The sequence below is a fragment of the Pseudomonas sp. Tri1 genome (assembly GCF_017968885.1).
GTDB lineage: Bacteria > Pseudomonadota > Gammaproteobacteria > Pseudomonadales > Pseudomonadaceae > Aquipseudomonas.
This window is the reverse complement of record NZ_CP072913.1, coordinates 1383096-1403151: the sequence shown is the minus strand read 5'-3', so window position 1 is coordinate 1403151 and position 20056 is coordinate 1383096. Positions and strand designations below refer to the sequence as shown.

Sequence of the window (20056 nt, the reverse complement as noted above, 5' to 3'; positions counted from 1 at the left end):
CTCGCCACAGGAGTCCATCCTGTCACCTGATTCTGCCCCGCCAAAACCCGATAGAACTTCTCCCCTCGCCCTCGCCTCTACCTGACAAGCCCATCGCCCCGGTGACTGCATGGATCTTGTCATTGCCCGCCCCGAAGGCCTGTACTGTCCGCCTGGAGATTTCTACATCGACCCCTGGCGCCCGGTAGAACGCTCGGTTATCACCCACGCCCACGGCGACCATGCCCGAAGCGGCAACCAACACTACCTGGCAGCGGCACCCGGCGAAGGCATCCTGCGTTCACGGCTCGGCCAGGACATCGACCTGCAAACCCTGTCCTATGGCGAGCGCCTGCGGCATCACAGCGTGACCTTGAGTTTTCACCCCGCCGGCCATGTGCTGGGTTCGGCCCAGGTGCGCCTGGAATACCAGGGTGAAGTCTGGGTAGCGTCGGGGGATTACAAAGTCGAGCCTGACGGTACCTGCACACCGTTCGAACCGGTGAAATGCCATACCTTTATCACCGAATCCACCTTCGGCCTGCCGATCTACCGTTGGCAGCCACAGGCGCAGATCTTCGACGAAATCAACCAGTGGTGGAGTGGCAACATCGCTGCCGGCCGAGCCAGCGTGCTGTTCTGTTATTCCTTCGGCAAGGCCCAGCGGATCCTCCACGGGATCGACGCAAGCCTTGGACCGATCCTGGCCCACGGCGCGGTAGAACCGTTGAATCGGGTCTATCGCGAGGCCGGGGTTGATCTGCCGCCGACGATCTATGCCGGCGATGTAAAAAAGAACGATCCGCTCATGAGCCAGGCGCTGGTGATCGCCCCACCCTCTGCCGGCGGCAGCTCCTGGATGCGTCGTTTCGGCGACTACAGCGATGCCTTTGCCAGCGGCTGGATGCGCTTGCGCGGCACACGGCGGCGGCGTGGCGTGGACCGCGGGTTCGTGCTGTCCGACCACGCCGACTGGCCGGGCCTGCTTTGGGCCATCGAACAGACGGGCGCCGAGCGAGTCATGGTCACCCACGGCTCCGTCGCCGTGCTGGTGCGCCACTTGTGCGAGCAAGGCCTCGACGCCCAGGGTTTCACCACCGAATACGGTGACGATGAAGAAGAACTCACCACCGACACCGGCCAGGAGGCGTCATGAAAGCCTTCGCCGAGTTGTACGCCGAACTGGACGCCACCACGTCCAGCAATGCCAAGCTGGCCGCCATGCAGGCCTACTTCACCAAGGCTATGCCCCAGGACGCAGCTTGGGCTGTGTATTTCCTGTCCGGCGGCCGCCCACGCCAGCTGGTACCGGTGAAAATCCTGCGGGAGCTGGCGGTGCAGGTGTCCGGGTTGTCATTGTGGTTGTTCGAAGAGAGCTATCAAGCCGTGGGCGACCTGGCCGAAACCATTTCGCTGGTATTGCCGCCGTCGCCCCACAGTTCCAACGAAGGCCTGGCAGTGTGGATCGAGGAGAAGCTGCTGCCCTTGCGCGGCGAGTCGCCCGAGGTGCTGGCGGTGCGGTTGCCGGCGTTGTGGGCGCAACTCGACCGGCCAAGTCTGATGCTCTGTATCAAGCTCATCACCGGCAGCTTCCGCGTCGGAGTGTCCAAACTGCTGGTAACCCGGGCCCTGGCCGGGATGGCCGGACTGGACAGCAAGCGAGTGGCCCAGCGGCTGGTGGGCTACACCGACCTGTCCCATCGTCCAACCGCCGCCAGCTACCTCAAGCTGATCGCTGCCGAATCCACGGACGAACATGCCCAGCGCGGCGGCCAGCCGTACCCGTTCTTCCTGGCCCATGCATTAGCGCAACCGGTGGAGCAGTTTGGCGCGTTGCTGGGGCCTGCCAGTGACTGGCAAGTGGAATGGAAGTGGGACGGAATCCGGTCCCAGGTGGTCAAGCGCGATGGTCATTTATGGATCTGGTCCCGGGGCGAGGAACTGGTCACCGAACGCTTCCCCGAATTGCACTCACTGGCGCAAACCCTGCCCGACGGTACGGTGATCGACGGAGAAATCGTCGTGTGGAAAACCTCGCAACCCATCACCGAGGACGCCTTCGATCCGAATACGCCGCTGCAGCCGGCCGTGCAACCTTTCGCCCTGTTGCAGCAGCGCATCGGGCGCAAGACCCTGGGCAAGAAAATCCTCGAGGACGCGCCCGTGGTGGTGATGGCCTACGACCTGCTGGAATGGCAAGGCGAGGACTGGCGCAGCCGTCCCCAGGCCGAACGCCGTGAACAACTGGAAGCGCTGATTGCCCGCGCCCATAGCCCGGTACTGTTGCGATCGCCGATCGTTACCGGCCCGGATTGGTTCGACCTTGCCCGGCAACGCGAAGCGTCTCGCAGCCTCGGTGTCGAAGGCATGATGCTCAAGGCCCGCGATGCCCTGTACGGCGTCGGTCGGACCAAGGACATGGGCGTGTGGTGGAAGTGGAAGATCGATCCGTTCAGTGTCGACGCAGTGTTGATCTACGCCCAACGCGGCCACGGCCGGCGCGCCAGCCTCTACAGCGACTACACCTTCGCCGTGTGGGACAACCCGCCGGGCAGTCGCGAACGCAGCCTGGTGCCATTCGCCAAGGCGTATTCGGGGCTGACCGATGAAGAAATGCGCCAGGTCGACAGCATCGTGCGCAAGACCACCGTGGAAAAATTCGGCCCGGTGAGCAGTGTCACGCCGACCCTGGTATTCGAGCTGGGCTTCGAGGGCATCGCCCTGTCCAAGCGCCACAAGAGTGGGATTGCGGTACGGTTTCCGCGGATGCTGCGCTGGCGCCAGGACAAAAACGTCGAAGAGGCCGACACATTGGCGACGCTCCAGGATCTACTGAAGTAAATACACGGTCATTACCACAGACACATCCCCTCCACCTGAGAATGCCAACGCACAGCTCGCTCTATCCTGGTGCGTCTTTTGAGGTACGCTCGTACCCGCGCACCAACACGTTCCGTTGCCTGACGCCGAAGCTTTTAAAACACTTGTTCGGCACTCTGGTTCGGAAATTGCTACCTTTATGCCGTCATACCGTTCTCGCCTTCACCGGTAACAATACTTACGCGCCACAAGCGCTCATATTGGTTTTAGGGATTGAATAATGAAAAAAGCACTGCTGACCCTTTCTGCACTGGCGTTGTGCATGGCCGCCGGCGTCGCCACGGCCAAGGAATACAAGGAACTGCGTTTTGGTGTCGACCCCTCCTACGCCCCGTTTGAATCCAAGGCCGCCGACGGCAGCCTGGTCGGTTTCGACATTGACCTGGGCAATGCGATCTGCGCGGAACTGAAGGTCAAATGCAAATGGGTCGAAAGCGATTTCGACGGCATGATCCCGGGCCTGAAAGCCAATAAGTTCGACGGCGTGATCTCTTCCATGACCGTGACCCCGGCCCGCGAAAAAGTCATCGACTTCTCCAGCGAGCTGTTCTCCGGCCCGACGGCGTATGTGTTCAAGAAAGGTTCAGGCTTGAGCGAAGACGTTGCCTCGCTCAAAGGCAAAACCGTCGGCTACGAGCAAGGCACCATCCAGGAAGCCTACGCCAAAGCCGTGCTGGACAAGGCCGGCGTCAAGACCCAGGCCTACCAGAACCAGGACCAGGTCTATTCCGACCTGACCTCCGGCCGCCTCGACGCAGCGATCCAGGACATGCTGCAAGCCGAGCTGGGCTTCCTGAAATCGCCAAAAGGCGAAGGCTATGAAATCAGCAAGCCGGTGGACAGCGAATTGCTGCCGGCCAAGACCGCCGTCGGTATCAAGAAAGGTAACACCGAGCTGAAGGCTCTTTTGGACAAAGGTATCAAAGCGTTACACGATGACGGCACCTACGCCACCATCCAGAAAAAACACTTTGGCGATCTGAATCTGTACAGCGGCAAATAATGCGCTGCGCCCATCCGGTCTCGGATGGGCGCTTTTTTCCTGCCAAAGGCCTCTTCCATGTTCGAACAACTCCTACAAAATCTGGGGCTCTCCGCCTTCAGCCTGCAGGGCTTTGGCCCGTTGCTGATGCAAGGCACCTGGATGACCATCAAGCTATCGGCCCTGTCCTTGCTGCTGAGCGTCTTGCTCGGCCTGCTGGGCGCCAGCGCCAAGCTGTCCAGCGTCAAACTGCTGCGAATCCCTGCCCAGCTCTACACCACGCTGATTCGCGGCGTGCCGGACCTGGTGCTGATGCTGCTGATTTTCTACAGCCTGCAGACCTGGCTGACCTCTTTTACCGACTTCATGGAATGGGAATACATCGAAATCGACCCATTCGGTGCCGGGGTGATCACCCTGGGCTTCATCTATGGCGCGTACTTCACTGAAACCTTTCGCGGCGCGATCCTTGCGGTGCCCAGGGGCCAGGTCGAAGCCGCCACCGCGTATGGCCTCAAGCGTGGCCAGCGCTTTCGCTTCGTGGTATTTCCGCAAATGATGCGTTTTGCCCTACCAGGCATCGGCAACAACTGGATGGTGATGCTCAAGGCCACCGCGCTGGTGTCGATCATCGGCCTGGCCGACCTGGTCAAGGCGGCCCAGGATGCGGGCAAGAGCACCTACCAACTGTTTTATTTCCTGGTACTGGCGGCGCTGATCTACCTGCTGATCACCAGCGCGTCCAACTTCATCCTGCGCTGGCTTGAACGCCGCTACGCCGCCGGAGCCCGGGAGGCGGTGCGATGATCGAACTTCTGCAAGAATACTGGCGGCCATTCCTTTACAGCGACGGCGTCAATGTCACGGGCCTGGCGATGACCCTATGGCTGCTCAGCGCCTCGCTGTTGATCGGCTTCCTGGTGTCGATCCCACTGTCCATCGCCCGGGTTTCGCCCAAGGTCTACGTACGCTGGCCGGTGCAGTTCTACACTTACCTGTTCCGCGGCACGCCGCTCTATATCCAGCTGCTGATCTGTTACACCGGCATCTACAGCATCGCGGCGGTGCGCGCCCAGCCATTGCTCGACAGTTTCTTTCGCGACGCGATGAACTGCACGATCCTGGCCTTTGCCCTGAACACCTGCGCCTACACCACGGAGATTTTCGCCGGGGCGATTCGCAGCATGAACCATGGCGAAGTCGAAGCGGCCAAGGCCTATGGCCTGACCGGCTGGAAGTTGTACACCTACGTGATCATGCCGTCGGCGCTGCGCCGTTCGCTGCCGTACTACAGCAACGAAGTGATCCTGATGTTGCACTCGACGACCGTGGCGTTCACCGCTACCGTTCCTGATGTGCTGAAAGTTGCCCGGGACGCCAACTCGGCGACATTCCTGACGTTCCAGTCGTTCGGCATCGCCGCGTTGATCTACCTGACCGTCACCTTTGCACTGGTGGGCCTCTTCCGCCTTGCCGAACGCCGTTGGCTGGCCTTTCTCGGGCCGAACCACTAGGGCTTCTGTTCCAGGACACACAAGCAAATGCGCCACCAGATTCATGACCTGCTGGCCCCGCTGCCGGGGACCGCACGCAAGATCCACAGCTTTCACTTCGGCCCGGAAAATGCCGTCGGCAAAATCTATATCCAATCGTCCCTGCACGCCGATGAACTGCCCGGCATGCTGGTGGCCTGGCACCTCAAGCAGCGCCTGGCCGAACTCGAGGCCTCGGGCCATCTGCGGTACGAGATCGTGCTGGTGCCTGTCGCCAACCCCATCGGCCTTGAACAAGTGCTGATGGATGTGCCCCTGGGCCGCTATGAAATGGAGAGCGGGCAGAATTTCAACCGGCGCTTCATCGACCTGAGCGAAGAGATCGGCAACGAGATCGAAGAGCTGCTCACCGACGATCCGCAGTGCAACCTGATGCTGATCCGCACCAGCCTGCGCGACGCCCTCAACCGGCAGACCGCCAACACGCAACTGCAATCCCAACGCCTGGTCCTGCAACGCCTGGCCTGCGACGCCGACATGGTGCTGGACCTGCATTGCGACTTCGAAGCCGTGGCCCACCTCTACACCACGCCCGAAGCCTGGCCGCAGGTCGAGCCACTGGCGCGCTACATCGGTGCCGAGGCCTGCTTGCTGGCGACCGATTCAGGTGGCCAGTCGTTCGATGAATGCTTCACGCTGCTCTGGTGGCAACTTAAGGAACGTTTCGGCGAACGCTTCGAGATTCCCCTGGGCAGCTTTTCGGTCACGGTGGAATTACGTGGCCAGGGTGACGTCAATCACGGCTTGGCGAGCCTCGACTGCCAGGCACTGATCGAATACCTGATCCGCTTCGGCGCCATCGACGGCGAACCCATGCCCCTGCCCGACCTACCCTACCCGGCCACGCCGTTGGCCGGCGTAGAACCGGTGGCGACGCCCGTGGGTGGACTGCTGGTCTACAGCGCCCTGCCCGGCGAGTACCTGGAGGCGGGGCAACTGGTGGCGCAGATCATTGACCCGATCAACGACACTGTCACCCCTGTTCATTGCCGTAATGCCGGGCTGATGTACGCCCGCTCGTTACGCCGCATGGCGACTGCCGGCATGGTGATCGCCCATGTCGCCGGCGCCGAAGCCTACCGCAGCGGCTACCTACTTTCGCCTTGAGGATGCATGTTCCATGTACAAACTGACCATCGAAGACCTGCATAAAAGCTATGGCGAACATCAGGTGCTCAAAGGCGTGTCGCTCAAGGCCAAGACCGGCGACGTCATCAGCCTGATCGGCGCCAGCGGCTCGGGCAAAAGTACTTTTTTACGCTGTATCAACTTTCTCGAACAACCCAACGACGGCGCCATGAGCCTGGATGGACAGTCGATCCGGATGATCAAGGACCGCCACGGCATGCGCGTGGCCGACGACGATGAGCTGCAACGCATCCGCACGCGCCTGGCCATGGTGTTCCAGCACTTCAACCTGTGGAGCCACATGACCGTGCTGGAAAACATCACCATGGCGCCACGCCGGGTGTTGGGTATCAGCAAACAGGAAGCCGACGACCGTGCTCGTCGCTACCTCGACAAGGTCGGCCTGCCGGCGCGGGTCGCCGAGCAATACCCGGCGTTCCTTTCCGGCGGTCAGCAACAGCGCGTGGCCATTGCCCGCGCGCTGGCGATGGAGCCGGAGGTGATGCTGTTCGACGAACCCACCTCGGCCCTGGACCCGGAACTGGTGGGTGAGGTGTTGAAAGTGATCCAGGGCCTGGCCGAAGAAGGCCGGACCATGATCATGGTGACCCACGAAATGAGCTTCGCCCGCAAAGTCTCGAACCAGGTGCTGTTCCTGCACCAGGGCCTGGTGGAAGAAGAAGGTGCGCCAGAAGACGTACTGGGTAATCCCACGAGTGAGCGGCTCAAGCAGTTTCTCAGTGGCAACCTGAAATAAAGACAGACTGCTTTCTGTGACGAGGGGGCTCGCTCACGCGGGGGTCGATCGAAGAGTGTTCGACACAGAAATACCTGTGGGAGCGAGCTTGCTCGCGATAGCGGTAGACCAGCCGCCATCGACGTTGCCTGACCTGGCCCTATCGCGAGCAAGCTCGCTCCCACAGTGGTCTGTGCCCGGCCAGTCGATCAGATAAACCTTTCATCTCTCGCCGTGGTCACTGAAGAAGGACTTTCAGGACGCACGCGGCAGGCATGGCGACATCCAACAACTTCGCAAACCAGTGGTTCAGCGCCCGCGGCTGGAAGCCGTTCGCCTTTCAGAAGCAGGTGTGGACCGCGGTCAAGCGGGGGGAATCCGGGCTGTTGCATGCCAGCACCGGGGCCGGCAAGACCTACGCGGTATGGTTCGCAGCCCTCAACCGTTTCGCCCGCCCCGCCACACCGCCGGATAAACCACGCAAACGCAAACCGCCGGCCGAACCGCTGACCATCCTGTGGATCACGCCAATGCGCGCACTGGCCGCCGACACCGGCAAGGCTCTTGAAGCGCCGCTGGAGGAGCTGCACCTGCCTTGGAGCGTCGGCCTGCGCACCGGCGATACCAGCGCCAGCGAACGCGCTCGCCAAGGCCGGCGCCTGCCCACCGCCCTGATCACCACCCCCGAAAGCCTGACCCTGATGCTTGCCCGGGCCGACGCGCAAACAGCCGTCTCGACCCTGCGCATGGTCGTGGTGGATGAATGGCATGAGTTGCTCGGCCACAAGCGTGGTGTGCAATTGCAGTTGGCCCTGGCTCGCTTGCGGTGCTGGCACCCCGATCTCATCGTCTGGGGCGTGTCCGCCACGCTGGGGAACCAGACCCACGCCGAGCAAGTATTGATTCCACAAGGCAACGGGATCAGCGTGCAAGGCGCCAATGCGAAGGCGCTGCGGGTCGATACACTGCTGCCTCCCACCCTCGAGCGCTTTCCGTGGGCGGGGCATATCGGCCTGAAGATGCTGCCCCAGGTCGTGGCTGAAATCGACGCCAGCAGCAGTTGCCTGGTTTTCACCAACACCCGGGCACAATCGGAAATCTGGTACCAGGCCCTCCTCGAAGCGCGCCCGGACTGGGCCGGACTGATCGCGCTGCACCACAGCTCATTGTCCCGGGATACCCGCGACTGGGTGGAGCGTGCGCTCAAGGACGGACAACTCAAAGCGGTGGTCTGCACCTCCAGCCTCGACCTGGGGGTGGACTTTCTGCCGGTCGAGCGGGTGCTGCAAATTGGTTCGGCCAAGGGCGTGGCACGCCTGATGCAGCGCGCCGGGCGCTCAGGTCACGCGCCGGGGCGGACCTCGCGGGTGACTCTGGTGCCGACCCACAGCCTGGAATTGATCGAAGCCGCCGCCGCACAGGATGCCGTGGCCCAACGACGCATCGAACCCCGCGAATCGCCCCGCAAGCCCTTGGATGTATTGGTCCAGCATCTGGTCAGCATGGCCCTGGGCGGCGGCTTCGTGCCCGATGAACTGTTTCGGGAAGTGCGCGGCGCCTGGGCCTACCACGACCTCAACGACGCCGAATGGGCCTGGGCCCTGGCTTTCGTACGTCATGGCGGCCTGTCCTTGACCGCCTACCCTGACTACCGACGGGTCGAGCCGGACGAACACGGGATCTGGCGCGTGCCCGACGCACGCCTGGCTCGCCGCCACCGCATGAGCATCGGCACCATCGTCAGCGATGCCAGCCTGCAATTGAAGTTCTGGAGCAAGGGCGGGGGCGGCAAGACCTTGGGCAGCGTGGAAGAAGGCTTCATCGCCCGCCTGCGACCTGGCGACGGTTTTCTGTTCGCCGGACGGCTGCTGGAATTGGTCCGGGTCGAAGACATGACCGCTTACGTGCGTCGCAGTCAGGCCAAAAAGGCCGCCGTACCGCGCTGGAACGGTGGACGCATGCCGCTTTCCAACGAACTGGCGGCCGCGATGATAACGCGCCTCAGCGAGGCCGCCGCAGGACGTTTCGAGGGCCCGGAGATGCAGGCCGTACAACCCTTGTTATTGACCCAGCAACATTGGTCCGGCCTGCCCACGCAAAGCACGTTGTTGGCTGAGGCGCTCAAATCCCGGGAAGGCTGGCACCTGTTCCTGTATCCGTTCGCCGGGCGCCAGGTGCATCTGGGCTTGGCCAGCCTGCTGGCCTGGCGCGTCAGCCAGCAGCAACCGCTGACCTTTTCCATCGCAGTCAACGACTACGGCCTGGAATTGCTCAGCGCCACGCCGGTGGATTGGTCGCAACACCTGGGCCCGGCACTATTGAGCGCCGACCGCCTGCTGGCCGACGTGCTCGCGAGCCTGAATGCCGGGGAACTGGCCCTGCGACGCTTTCGCGAAATCGCCCGCATCGCCGGGCTGGTATTTGCCGGTTACCCCGGCGCACCGAAAAGTACTCGGCAAGTCCAGGCCTCCAGCGGGTTGTTCTTCCAGGTGTTCAAGCAATACGACGCCGACAATTTGCTGCTGGCCCAGGCAGCAGAGGAAGTCTTGCGTGAAGAATTGGATATTCGACGACTGGAGCAGACCTTGGAACGCCTTAGCACCTTGAAACTGGACCTGCATGTCATCAAACGCCCTACCCCGCTGGGGTTCCCCTTGCTGGTGGAGCGCTTCAGGGAAAGCATGAGTTCGGAAAAGCTCGCCGATCGCATCCGGCGGATGGTCACTGAACTGGAAAAAACTGCCGACCGGGGTGGCGCCTGATGCCTGCGCCTTACCCCGTCAACCTGGCCGGCGAAGAACTCTGGCTGCTGCCGCAAAAAGCCGTGTACTGGCCAGCCCAGGAAACCCTGATGGTGGCGGATGTCCACTTTGGCAAGGCCGCCGCTTACCGTAGCCTCGGTCAACCAGTGCCCCATGGCACCACCGCCAGCAATATCGCGGTGCTGGACACGCTACTGGCAAACCTGGCCTGTCGACAGCTGATTTTTCTCGGGGACTTTCTCCACGGTCCCGGCTCTAACGCACCGGGCACCTTGCAGGCTCTTTCCGATTGGCGCGACCGACATCAGCACCTGGCCATGACGCTGATTCGCGGTAACCACGACAAGCGCGCCGGCGACCCACCACCAGAGCTGAATATCCGCGTTGTGCCGGAGCCTTTGCTACTGGGTCCGTTCGCCGTGCAGCACGAGCCCAACCCGCATCCAAGCCGCCATGTACTGGCCGGTCATGTGCATCCGGTTTATCACCTAAACGGCAAAGGTCGGCAACGCCTGCGCCTGGCGTGCTTCCGGCTGGGCAGCGAAATAAGCCTGTTACCCGCCTTCGGTGCGTTCACAGGCGGCTATCGGGTCGATCAGGACAATCACTGCAGGATATTCGTCATCGGCGACAACGAAATATGGCCCGTCAACTGAAACCAGGCAACGGGCGAGCATTTCGTCAGGCAACAGGCGCAGGAGGCGGCTCGTCCGGCAGGGTCGGTTCGCCGGGCTCAGTGGGTTCGTTGGGTTGTTCGTTGGGGGTATCGGGATCAGGCTGGCCGGGGATGCCGCCCGCCGCTTCGGCAGGATGGGCCAGCAATGACCAAGCCATGACGCCGATCTGATTGGGCTCAAGCTTTGCCAGTTCGGCACTGATTCGCGGATCGATCTTCATAGAGCAACTCCTGGGCGAAGCCCGTCGCGCTGACGCAAAAACGGGCAGTACACGCAATAGAGTGTCTGCCCGCCCAGGAATTCCAACTGTTCGTCAGAATCAGGTACGCGGTAGCGTCACGCCGCGCTGACCCTGGTACTTGCCACCCCGATCCTTGTAGGACACTTCACACTCTTCGTCGGATTCAAGGAACAACATCTGTGCCACACCCTCGTTGGCGTAGATTTTCGCCGGCAGGGTCGTGGTGTTGGAGAACTCCAGGGTCACGTGGCCTTCCCACTCGGGTTCCAGCGGCGTGACGTTGACGATGATGCCGCAGCGAGCGTAAGTGCTTTTGCCCAGGCAGATGGTCAGTACGTTGCGCGGAATCCGGAAGTACTCGACGGTGCGGGCCAGGGCGAATGAGTTCGGCGGGATGATGCACACGTCACTCTTGACGTCGACGAAGCTCTTCTCGTCGAAGTTCTTCGGGTCGACGGTAGCCGAGTTGATGTTGGTGAACACCTTGAATTCATCGGCGCAGCGCACGTCGTAGCCGTAGCTGGAGACACCGAAGGAAATCAGCCGGTCGGCGCCTTCGCCACGCATCTGACGCTCGACGAAGGGCTCGATCATGCCGTGCTCTTGCGCCATGCGGCGAATCCACTTGTCCGATTTGATGCTCATGGCGGTTTCCTGAAATAGCGAGGTGGAAAAAATACGTCCGGCATCTTACCGGGGCGCGAGGCCGGGTTCAAAGCGTGGGACGCAAATCTCGCCGATCCGCCTTGATTTCCGGTCCCTGACGGCAATACCCCACGCCGCCAGTCACTAAATCCGAGAAACCTTCGCAAAGACCATTGGCACGTTCCGGAAAAAGGGTTAAGGTGGCGCCACTGTGCTGCTTGTGTCACTGAGAATCTCTACACGATATGTTGAATTTCGATCCAACCATCTACAAGAATTTTTCCTGCTCTTTGCACTCAGTCTCGGCCAGGGTTCTTCCTGAGTCGCAGTTATCTTTGTTCAAGGAGTTACACCATGTCTAATCGCCAAACTGGTACCGTTAAGTGGTTCAACGATGAAAAAGGCTTCGGCTTCATCACCCCACAATCCGGTGACGACCTGTTTGTTCACTTCAAAGCTATCCAATCCGACGGCTTCAAAAGCCTGAAAGAAGGCCAACAGGTTTCTTTCATCGCTACCCGCGGTCAGAAAGGCATGCAAGCTGAAGAAGTTCAAGTTATCTAACTTGTCCTTGCTTTAGTAAAAAGCCCCGCCCTCAAAAGCGGGGCTTTTTTGTGCCTGTCAGTTTTTTGCGCGCACAAAAAAACTGTGGGAGCGACTTGCTCGCGATAGCGGTATGCCAGTCAACATTAATGTGACTGATTTACCCCTATCACGAGCCAGTCGCTCCCACAGATTTGTTACTGGCCCGGGATTACCAGGTCACGCCAAATCCAGCCGTGTAACGGGTCTTGCTCAAGTCGCTGTCTTCGGTGCCCTCAATGACGTCTTTCTCGGCCTTGAGGTTGAGTGACGCCCAATCGGTGACCTTGTAGCGCAGCCCGACCTCTGCGTCGTAGGCATAGTCCGCGACATCAGACAACGGCTTGCCCACTTCGCCATTGGTGAAGAACTCGACGCGCTTGCCAATCAGGTAGCGGTTGTAGTCCCACTTCATGGCCACGGAATAGAAGTTGTCCTTGCCGCCATCGCGATACTCGTAATCGGTGCGGTTGAGCAACGAGCCCAGCGAGAACGCGCCCAATTCGTCATCCCAGAACTGGTAGCCCGGACCGGTCCCCACCACACGCTGGCGCGCCAGGTCTTCGACTTTGTCGCGCTTGTAGTTCAGACGACCTTGCCAAAACCATTTGTCAGTGAAAAACCGATCGAGGGAATACTCCAGCCGCCAGTTGTCGGCGGAAACCACATCGTCCTGGAATTCACGGTTGTATTCGCCTTCGGCGGTATGTCGCCATCTGCCATGGCGAGCAGAGGTCTTGAAGTCGATGTCGTAATCATCGGTATCGTTTTCCGCACGCTGGTAATCCAGCGCGGCATCGATATTGCCCTTCCAGACCAGATCCTCGACCACCGGCTTGGGCTTGAGGATTTGCTGGATACTGGCCAGTTCGACGGTCTTGGGCGCATCGCCGTTGGCCAGGGTGACCTTGCCATCCTCGGCGGCATGCAGGGCCTTGGCTTTCTCGCCGGTATAGGCATCCTGCTTGACCAAGAGCTGCTGGTCGCTCTCCAGGGTCTTGACCTGTTTCCAATCAATGGGAACCGCACCGGCGTAATCGGTCTGGATCAGCAGCTTGCCGCCATCGAAAACGGTAATCTTGCCACTGAGTTTGTCCCCATTCTTCAACCAGACAGTGTCGGCGAGCAATGGCGTGGAAGCGCTGGCAACAGCCAGGCATAGCAGGGTTCTAGACAACATAAGCGATAAAGGGCTCAAGTTTGCGGTGAAAAGGCGGCATTATCCCCCAGGATGACACCTCAGCAAGGACTGACCCGCGTATGGATGATGAGTTCATTTCTCAATCAACCTTGTAGGAATTAATCTACAGACGGACACCCGAGGAAGCCCTAACGTGACTGACACCCCTGCGGATACCGAGAACGCCGCCCAAATCCGCCGCACCACCCTTTACCTGACCCTGGCACAGGTGCCGGCGGGCAAGGTCGTCACCTATGGCCAACTCGCCGAAATGGCCGGCCTGGGCCGTGCGGCGCGCTGGGTCGGGCGGACCCTCAGTCAGTTACCGAATGACACCAAGCTGCCCTGGCACAGGGTACTGGCTGCCGGCGGTCGGATAAGCCTGCCCGCGGGCAGCGCCTCAGGGGACGAACAGCGCGCACGCCTGCGCATGGAAGGCATCAGTGTCCTGAACAATCGTGTTGATATTCAGCGCCATGGCTGGCGCCCGGTAGAGCACAGCGGTTAGAGTGCGCGCTTTGTTTTCGCAATTTTTGAGGCAGACTCCAGCCCATGCCCCGTAAAACCTGGCGCGCCGCCCTCGCCGCCTATGCCAGTCCCTCGACGCTCGTGCTGTTGCTGCTTGGCTTCGCCGCCGGCTTGCCCTACATGCTGGTGTTTTCCACGCTTTCGGTCTGGTTGCGCGAAGCCGGCGTGGCCCGTGAAACCATTGGCTACGCAAGCCTGATCGGCCTGGCGTATGCCTTTAAGTGGGTCTGGTCGCCACTGCTCGACCAATGGCGCCTGCCGCTGCTGGGCAAACTCGGGCGCCGTCGCTCATGGCTGGTGCTCTCCCAGGGCCTTGTGATCCTTGGTCTGATCGGCATGGGCTTCTGCGATCCGCAAAAACACCTGTCATGGTTGATTGCCATCGCGGTGATCGTGGCCTTCGCCTCGGCCACCCAGGACATCGCCGTCGACGCCTATCGCCTGGAGATCGCCGACGACACCCGCCAGGCAGCGCTCGCTGCCAGCTACATGTCCGGTTACCGCATCGCCGCCCTGCTGGCCACCGCCGGCGCCCTGTTCTTCGCCGAAGGCTTTGGCTCCACCGGTTTCAACTATAAACACTCCGCCTGGGCCGGTACTTACCTGCTGTTCGGCGTGTTGATGGTCCCGGCTCTGCTCACCTCGCTGTTCATGCGTGAACCGCCGGTGCCGCTGCGCACTCAATTACAGGCCGGACGCTACTCGTTCGCTCATCAGCTGGCATCGGTGTTTGTGCTGATCATCCTGTTGGTATCGGTACCGGCGATGTTCACCCAGCTCTACAACACCGATTTCGCCAGCGTGTTGTTCGAAGGCGTCAGCCTGCTCGACCTGTTGCTTCAGGATCGCGCCTTCCTGCGCGCCATTCTCTATATCCTCCTCACGGCCATGTGCCTGTCGGCCATGGGCCGCCGAGGGCTGGCGCCGGTGCTGACGCCAGTCAACGACTTCATCCTGCGCTACCGCTGGCAAGCCTTGCTGCTGCTCGGACTGATCGCGACCTACCGGATGTCGGACACGGTCATGGGCGTCATGGCCAACGTGTTCTACATCGACCAAGGCTTCACCAAGGACCAGATCGCCAGCGTCAGCAAGATTTTCGGGCTGATCATGACCCTCGTCGGCGCCGGCATGGGTGGCTTGCTGATCGTGCGCTTCGGCATCCTGCCGATCCTGTTCATCGGCGGCGTCGCCTCGGCCGGCACCAACATTCTCTTCCTGATGCTCACCGACATGGGCGCCAACGTGAAGATGCTGATTGTCACCATTTCCCTGGACAACTTCAGCTCCGGCCTGGCCACCTCGGCGTTCGTCGCCTACCTATCAAGCCTGACCAACCTGAAGTTCTCCGCCACCCAATACGCCCTGCTCAGCTCGATCATGCTGTTGCTGCCACGCTTGATCGGCGGCTATTCAGGGGTGATGGTGGAGAAGTTCGGCTACCACAACTTCTTCCTGATCACCGCCCTGCTTGGCGTTCCAACCCTGCTCCTGATTGCCCTGCACTGGTTCCAGGAGAACCGCCGCCAAGGCTCGACAGCGAACACGGAACCGACGCCGACCCGCCCCGCGGAAGAGTCGTAGGAAAATTCAGCAGGCGCCGACGAAACCGGCGCCTGCATCCGGCAACCGGCCACGCGCCTGTACGCCAGGGCATCTCGCCCGTACAATGCTCCGTCACTTCTCGTCATCAGCAACCGACAACGGCCAACCATGCGCACCAGTCAATATTTGCTCGCCACACAGAAAGAAACACCTTCCGACGCCGTCGTGATCAGCCATCAGTTGATGCTGCGTGCCGGCATGATCCGCAAACTCGCTTCGGGCCTGTACACCTGGCTGCCGATGGGTTTGCGAGTGATGCGCAAGGTGGAAGCCATCGTTCGCGAAGAGATGGACGCCGCGGGCTCCCTGGAAGTGTTGATGCCGGGCACCCAACCGGCCGAGCTGTGGCAGGAATCGGGGCGCTGGGAAGAATACGGTCCTGAATTGCTGCGCATCAAAGATCGCCACGGTCGCGACTTCTGTGCAGGCCCGACTCACGAAGAAGTGATCACCGACCTGATGCGCAACGAGTTGAGCAGCTACAAGCAGCTGCCGATCAACCTGTACCAGATCCAGACCAAATTCCGTGACGAGATCCGTCCACGCTTCGGCCTGATGCGCGGTCGCGAATTCATCATGAAGGACGCTTACTCGTTCCACACCGACCTGGCTTCGCTGCAAGTCACCTACGACCGCATGCACCAGGCGTACTGCAACGTGTTCACCCGCCTGGGCCTGAAATTCCGCCCGGTTGAAGCCGACAACGGCTCGATTGGCGGCGCCGGCTCCCACGAATTCCACGTACTGGCCGAGTCCGGCGAAGACGATATCGTGTTCAGCAACGGCTCCGATTATGCGGCAAACATCGAGAAGGCCGAAGCCGTGCCTCGGGAAACCTCCCGGGCCGCGCCGAGCGAAGAACTGCGCCTGGTGGACACACCGAACGCCAAGACCATCGCCCAACTGGTGGAAGGCTACAACCTGCCAATCGAGCGCACTATCAAGACCCTGATCGTGCGAGCCGAAGAGGAAGGCAAGCTGATTGCCCTGATCATCCGTGGCGATCACGAGCTGAACGAAATCAAGGCCGCCAACCAACCCGGCGTCGCCAGTCCACTGGTCATGGCCAGCGAAGCCGAACTGCGCGACGCCATCGGCGCCGGTGCCGGCTCCCTCGGCCCGCTGAACCTGCCATTGCCAATCATCATCGACCGTTCGGTGGAACTGATGAGCGACTTCGCCATCGGCGCCAACGTCGACGACAAGCACTATTTCGGCGTGAACTGGGAGCGCGACCTGCCGGTTCCAACCGTCGCGGACCTGCGCAACGTCGTGGCCGGCGATCCGAGCCCGGACGGCAAGGGCACCTTGGAAATCAAGCGCGGCATCGAAGTCGGGCACATCTTCCAGCTGGGCAACAAGTACAGCAAGGCGATGAAGTGCGAAGTGCTGGGCGAGAACGGCAAGCCGGTCACCCTGGAAATGGGTTGCTACGGCATCGGCGTTTCCCGCGTAGTGGCTGCCGCCATCGAGCAGAACAACGACGAAAAAGGCATCATCTGGAGCGACACGCTGGCGCCGTTCCAGGTTGCCCTGGTGCCGCTGCGCTACGAGACCGACCTGGTGCGTGAAGCCACCGACAAGCTCTACGCCGAACTGACGGCGGCCGGCTTCGAAGTGTTGCTGGACGACCGCGACAAGAAAACCAGCCCCGGCATCAAGTTCGCGGACATGGAACTGATCGGCATCCCGCACCGGATCGTCGTCAGTGACCGTGGCCTGGCCGAAGGCAACCTGGAATACAAGAGCCGCACCGAGGCCGAGCCGCAAGCACTGCCGGTCGCCGACGTGTTGTCTTTCCTCCAGGCCCGTATCCGCCGCTGACACCAGATAGAGACGTCATGTTCAAGCGAAACACCTTAGGCCTCGGTGGCGCCGCCTTGTGCGGCGCCCTGCTGGTCAGCGGCTGCGCCAACCAAATGTCGCAACGCAGCGAGCACGAAGAGCGGGTCGAGCGCAAACTGCTCGACCATAGCCTGCAGATCGATGTGGGCGAACCCAAGGTGCTCGACCTGCCGCAGCGCCGTATACGGATCAATGAACAAAAGACTTTCGAAGTCACTGAGTTCGAGGTCACTCGCCGTTACGATCGCTACACACCGTATCAACCTTGGCGCGAGATTTACGAGATCCCCCTTGGCGCGGTGGCGGTGGTGGCCGGCGTTGGCGCGAACGTGGTCAATGTGTTCGCCCTTGGCAGCTTGCCAGACACGGTCACCCGCGACTGGATCAGCTACGGTTTCGCCGGGCTCAACCCGTTCATGAACGTACCGTCCCATGGCCGGGCCCAGCAGAACCTGGCGGGCATCGACGAAGTCCAGCGCGACAAGCGCACGGAACACTCGAGCCTGCCTTGGAGCGAACGCCCGGTGGAGGTCAAGGCCGCCCGACAGACCTTCGAACTGAGCACCGATCGCAATGGCGTGCTGCGCTTGAACCTGCTCGAAAGCCCGTTCGCCGAGCAGGACCTGAGCCAATTCGGCAAATTGCAGATCAGCGTGACGGACGCCCAGGATGAGGTCCACACCGACTCGTCCCTGAGCATCAGCAGCACCTTGCGCAGCAAGCTGTTGGAAGCCCATGCATTGATCTACGACGACCTGGAAGACGACGAAGTGAGCCAGTGGGTTCACCGGGTCAAGCGCCTGTCGGAGCTGGGGCTTGAAGAAGAGGCCAGCGAGCTGGAACAGAGCCTGATCGAACTGACCCGCAATGATCCAGAGTTGCAGAGCGAGTTCATGAAGGCGCTGACCAAGGATGGCGGTCGATTGGTGGCGGATCCTGGCGCGAACTAGCAGCAAAACCTTGTGGCGCGGGAGCTTGTTTCCTCGCCACAAGAACCGGGCAAATCCTTCATATATGTAGCGCCCTCACCGCTCAAACAACTCCAACTGCTCGAACCCACCGCGTAAATCTTCCAGCCGCACCCCAATTCCCAATAACCGTACCGGCTTGCCGCCACGGTTGAACGCCTGGGTCAACAACAACTGATAGCTGCCCAGGTCCCGCCCTGCCCCGGCCTGTTCCAGGGTGGTCTGGGTGAAATCGTGGAACTTCACTTTGACGAACGGCTTGCCAGGGCGATAGCTGCTGTCGATCCGCGCCATGCGCCCACTGAGGGTTTGCATCAGTTCCGGAAGTTTTTCGAGGCAACTCACCAGATCGGGCAGGTCAACGTCGTAAGTGTTTTCCACGCTGATGGACTGTCGCCGACTGTCGTTGTGCACCAGACGCTCATCGATCCCCCGAGCCAGGCTCCAGAGTCGCTCACCGAAACTGCCGAACTCGCGCACCAGCGCCAGCTTGTCCCACTGCCGCAGCTGCTGGCAGTCAACAATACCGAGCCTGTTCAGCTTGTCGGCGGTGACCTTGCCCACACCGTGGAGCTTGCTCACCGGCAGGGCCGAGACGAAATCTTCCACCTGGTCCGGGGTGATGACGAACAGGCCATTGGGCTTTTTCCAGTCGCTGGCGATCTTGGCCAGGAACTTGTTCGGCGCGACGCCGGCAGACACAGTGATGTGCAACTGATTGGAAACCCGCCGGCGAATGTCCTGGGCGATGCGAGTGGCGCTGCCACCGAAATGCGCGCTGGCCGAGACATCCAGATAAGCCTCGTCCAAGGACAGCGGCTCGATCAAGTCGGTGTAATCGCTGAAAATCGTATGAATTTCCTTCGACGCTTCCCGGTAGGCATCCATCCGCGGCTTGACGATGGTCAGGTCCGGGCAAAGCTTCAAGGCGTGGCCGGAGGACATGGCCGAGCGCACGCCATAGGCCCGCGCCTCATAATTACAGGTCGCGATCACGCCGCGTCGATCCGCCGAACCACCCACCGCCAGGGGTTTGCCGGCCAGCCGAGGGTCATCGCGCATTTCGATAGCGGCATAGAAACAGTCACAGTCGACGTGGATGATTTTACGTTGCGTCATAAAGAAGCGGAGCGTGCGACGAATCGGGTCACCAGTATCGCACCCGAACCTGTATATAGCACCAGTAGTTTGAAAGATCCTTCGCTGACGCCAGAAGGTGCCTACATAAATTTATTTATTCAATCGCGATGAATCATCCGATAGAGCGCCAGCCCTTGCCAGGCCTGCGTCACAGCGTTGTCACAATGCCTTATACCGTGGCTAAGCACTTGAACCGGAACAGGTTTTTATGGCATCAGGGTTGACAGCCACGCGATTCTCTGTAGAATGCCGCCACACAGACGCGGGATGGAGCAGTCTGGTAGCTCGTCGGGCTCATAACCCGAAGGTCGTCGGTTCAAATCCGGCTCCCGCAACCAAATATCAAAAAAGGCTACTCGAAAGAGTGGCCTTTTTTGTGCGCGCCTGTTTTGCCACGAAGACGGTCGCAGCACTCGCCGAGGTGAAAGCTGTAGGACAATTTCCTTTTGATTTCGCGCATTTACACAGATTGGCCGTTTATTTGATCCCATTACCTTTTAACGGTTGACACTCATGCGTTCGCCTGTAGAATGCCGCCACACAGACGCGGGATGGAGCAGTCTGGTAGCTCGTCGGGCTCATAACCCGAAGGTCGTCGGTTCAAATCCGGCTCCCGCAACCAAAT

18 protein-coding genes and 2 tRNA genes are annotated in these 20056 nt (G+C 60.8%); 16 read left to right on the top strand and 4 right to left on the bottom strand.

All coding sequences use genetic code 11. From position 1 onward, the window contains the following. The first annotated feature begins 109 nt into the window (after positions 1-109). From J9870_RS06200 to pdeM, 9 genes are all read left to right on the top strand, one after another. Positions 110-1135, top strand: a complete 1026-nt coding sequence (locus tag J9870_RS06200) for a ligase-associated DNA damage response exonuclease (protein ID WP_210643128.1) — start codon at positions 110-112, stop codon at positions 1133-1135. Then, positions 1132-2820 carry an ATP-dependent DNA ligase gene (locus J9870_RS06195; protein ID WP_210643127.1) on the top strand — a complete coding sequence of 563 codons (1689 nt, stop codon included), beginning with the start codon at positions 1132-1134 and terminating at the stop codon, positions 2818-2820. The genes J9870_RS06200 and J9870_RS06195 overlap by 4 nt, the downstream gene beginning before the upstream one ends. Positions 2821-3079: 259 nt before the next feature. Further along, positions 3080-3862 carry a transporter substrate-binding domain-containing protein gene (locus tag J9870_RS06190; protein ID WP_210643126.1) on the top strand — a complete coding sequence of 261 codons (783 nt, stop codon included), beginning with the start codon at positions 3080-3082 and terminating at the stop codon, positions 3860-3862. A 57-nt stretch (positions 3863-3919) separates the two neighbouring features. Then, positions 3920-4648 (top strand): ABC transporter permease, encoded by a 729-nt coding sequence (locus J9870_RS06185; protein WP_025212190.1) that lies wholly within the window; start codon positions 3920-3922, stop codon positions 4646-4648. After that, positions 4645-5355 (top strand): ABC transporter permease, encoded by a 711-nt coding sequence (locus J9870_RS06180; RefSeq protein ID WP_210643125.1) that lies wholly within the window; start codon positions 4645-4647, stop codon positions 5353-5355. Before J9870_RS06185 ends, J9870_RS06180 begins: the two co-directional genes overlap by 4 nt. Before the next feature lie 27 nt (positions 5356-5382). After that, positions 5383-6501 (top strand): succinylglutamate desuccinylase/aspartoacylase family protein, encoded by a 1119-nt coding sequence (locus J9870_RS06175; RefSeq protein ID WP_210643124.1) that lies wholly within the window; start codon positions 5383-5385, stop codon positions 6499-6501. Positions 6502-6514: 13 nt separating this feature from the next. After that, on the top strand, positions 6515-7279 hold the full coding sequence (locus J9870_RS06170) for an ATP-binding cassette domain-containing protein (protein WP_210643123.1): 765 nt from the start codon (positions 6515-6517) through the stop codon (positions 7277-7279). Between the two features lie 254 nt (positions 7280-7533). Beyond that, positions 7534-10020 (top strand): ligase-associated DNA damage response DEXH box helicase, encoded by a 2487-nt coding sequence (locus tag J9870_RS06165; protein ID WP_210643122.1) that lies wholly within the window; start codon positions 7534-7536, stop codon positions 10018-10020. Next, positions 10020-10676, top strand: a complete 657-nt coding sequence (gene pdeM, locus J9870_RS06160) for a ligase-associated DNA damage response endonuclease PdeM (protein ID WP_210643121.1) — start codon at positions 10020-10022, stop codon at positions 10674-10676. The genes J9870_RS06165 and pdeM overlap by 1 nt, the downstream gene beginning before the upstream one ends. Positions 10677-10701: 25 nt before the next feature. Here pdeM and J9870_RS06155 read toward each other — a convergent pair whose 3' ends face one another. After that, a complete protein-coding gene (locus J9870_RS06155) occupies positions 10702-10917 on the bottom strand; it encodes a hypothetical protein (protein WP_210643120.1) in 216 nt (71 codons plus the stop codon). A gap of 99 nt (positions 10918-11016) precedes the next feature. After that, positions 11017-11583 carry a dCTP deaminase gene (gene dcd, locus J9870_RS06150; protein ID WP_003184751.1) on the bottom strand — a complete coding sequence of 189 codons (567 nt, stop codon included), beginning with the start codon at positions 11581-11583 and terminating at the stop codon, positions 11017-11019. A gap of 354 nt (positions 11584-11937) precedes the next feature. Here dcd and J9870_RS06145 point away from each other — a divergent pair, with 354 nt between their 5' ends. After that, entirely contained in the window at positions 11938-12147 is a 210-nt protein-coding gene (locus tag J9870_RS06145) for a cold-shock protein (protein WP_002554837.1), read from the top strand. 190 nt (positions 12148-12337) lie between these two features. Here J9870_RS06145 and J9870_RS06140 read toward each other — a convergent pair whose 3' ends face one another. Beyond that, on the bottom strand, positions 12338-13345 hold the full coding sequence (locus J9870_RS06140) for a DUF481 domain-containing protein (protein ID WP_210643119.1): 1008 nt from the start codon (positions 13343-13345) through the stop codon (positions 12338-12340). Between the two features lie 154 nt (positions 13346-13499). Here J9870_RS06140 and J9870_RS06135 point away from each other — a divergent pair, with 154 nt between their 5' ends. The 4 genes from J9870_RS06135 (at position 13500) to J9870_RS06120 (ending at position 18273) form a co-directional block, all read left to right on the top strand. Further along, on the top strand, positions 13500-13853 hold the full coding sequence (locus J9870_RS06135) for an MGMT family protein (protein WP_210643118.1): 354 nt from the start codon (positions 13500-13502) through the stop codon (positions 13851-13853). Between the two features lie 44 nt (positions 13854-13897). After that, complete coding sequence (locus tag J9870_RS06130) at positions 13898-15457, top strand: AmpG family muropeptide MFS transporter (RefSeq protein WP_210643117.1); 1560 nt, start codon at positions 13898-13900, stop codon at positions 15455-15457. Between the two features lie 129 nt (positions 15458-15586). Then, complete coding sequence (locus tag J9870_RS06125; protein ID WP_210643116.1) at positions 15587-17302, top strand: proline--tRNA ligase; 1716 nt, start codon at positions 15587-15589, stop codon at positions 17300-17302. Positions 17303-17319: 17 nt separating this feature from the next. After that, complete coding sequence (locus J9870_RS06120) at positions 17320-18273, top strand: hypothetical protein (RefSeq protein WP_210643115.1); 954 nt, start codon at positions 17320-17322, stop codon at positions 18271-18273. 75 nt (positions 18274-18348) lie between these two features. Here the strand turns inward: J9870_RS06120 and dinB are convergent, their stop codons facing one another. After that, positions 18349-19410: a DNA polymerase IV gene (gene dinB / locus J9870_RS06115; RefSeq protein WP_210643114.1), complete on the bottom strand. Its 1062-nt coding sequence runs from the start codon at positions 19408-19410 to the stop codon at positions 18349-18351. A 282-nt stretch (positions 19411-19692) separates the two neighbouring features. Between dinB and J9870_RS06110 the strand changes: the two genes are divergently transcribed. Both J9870_RS06110 and J9870_RS06105 read left to right on the top strand, forming a co-directional pair. After that, positions 19693-19769 (top strand) — tRNA-Met (locus J9870_RS06110). 207 nt (positions 19770-19976) lie between these two features. Beyond that, positions 19977-20053, top strand: a tRNA-Met gene (locus J9870_RS06105). Positions 20054-20056: the final 3 nt, after the last annotated feature.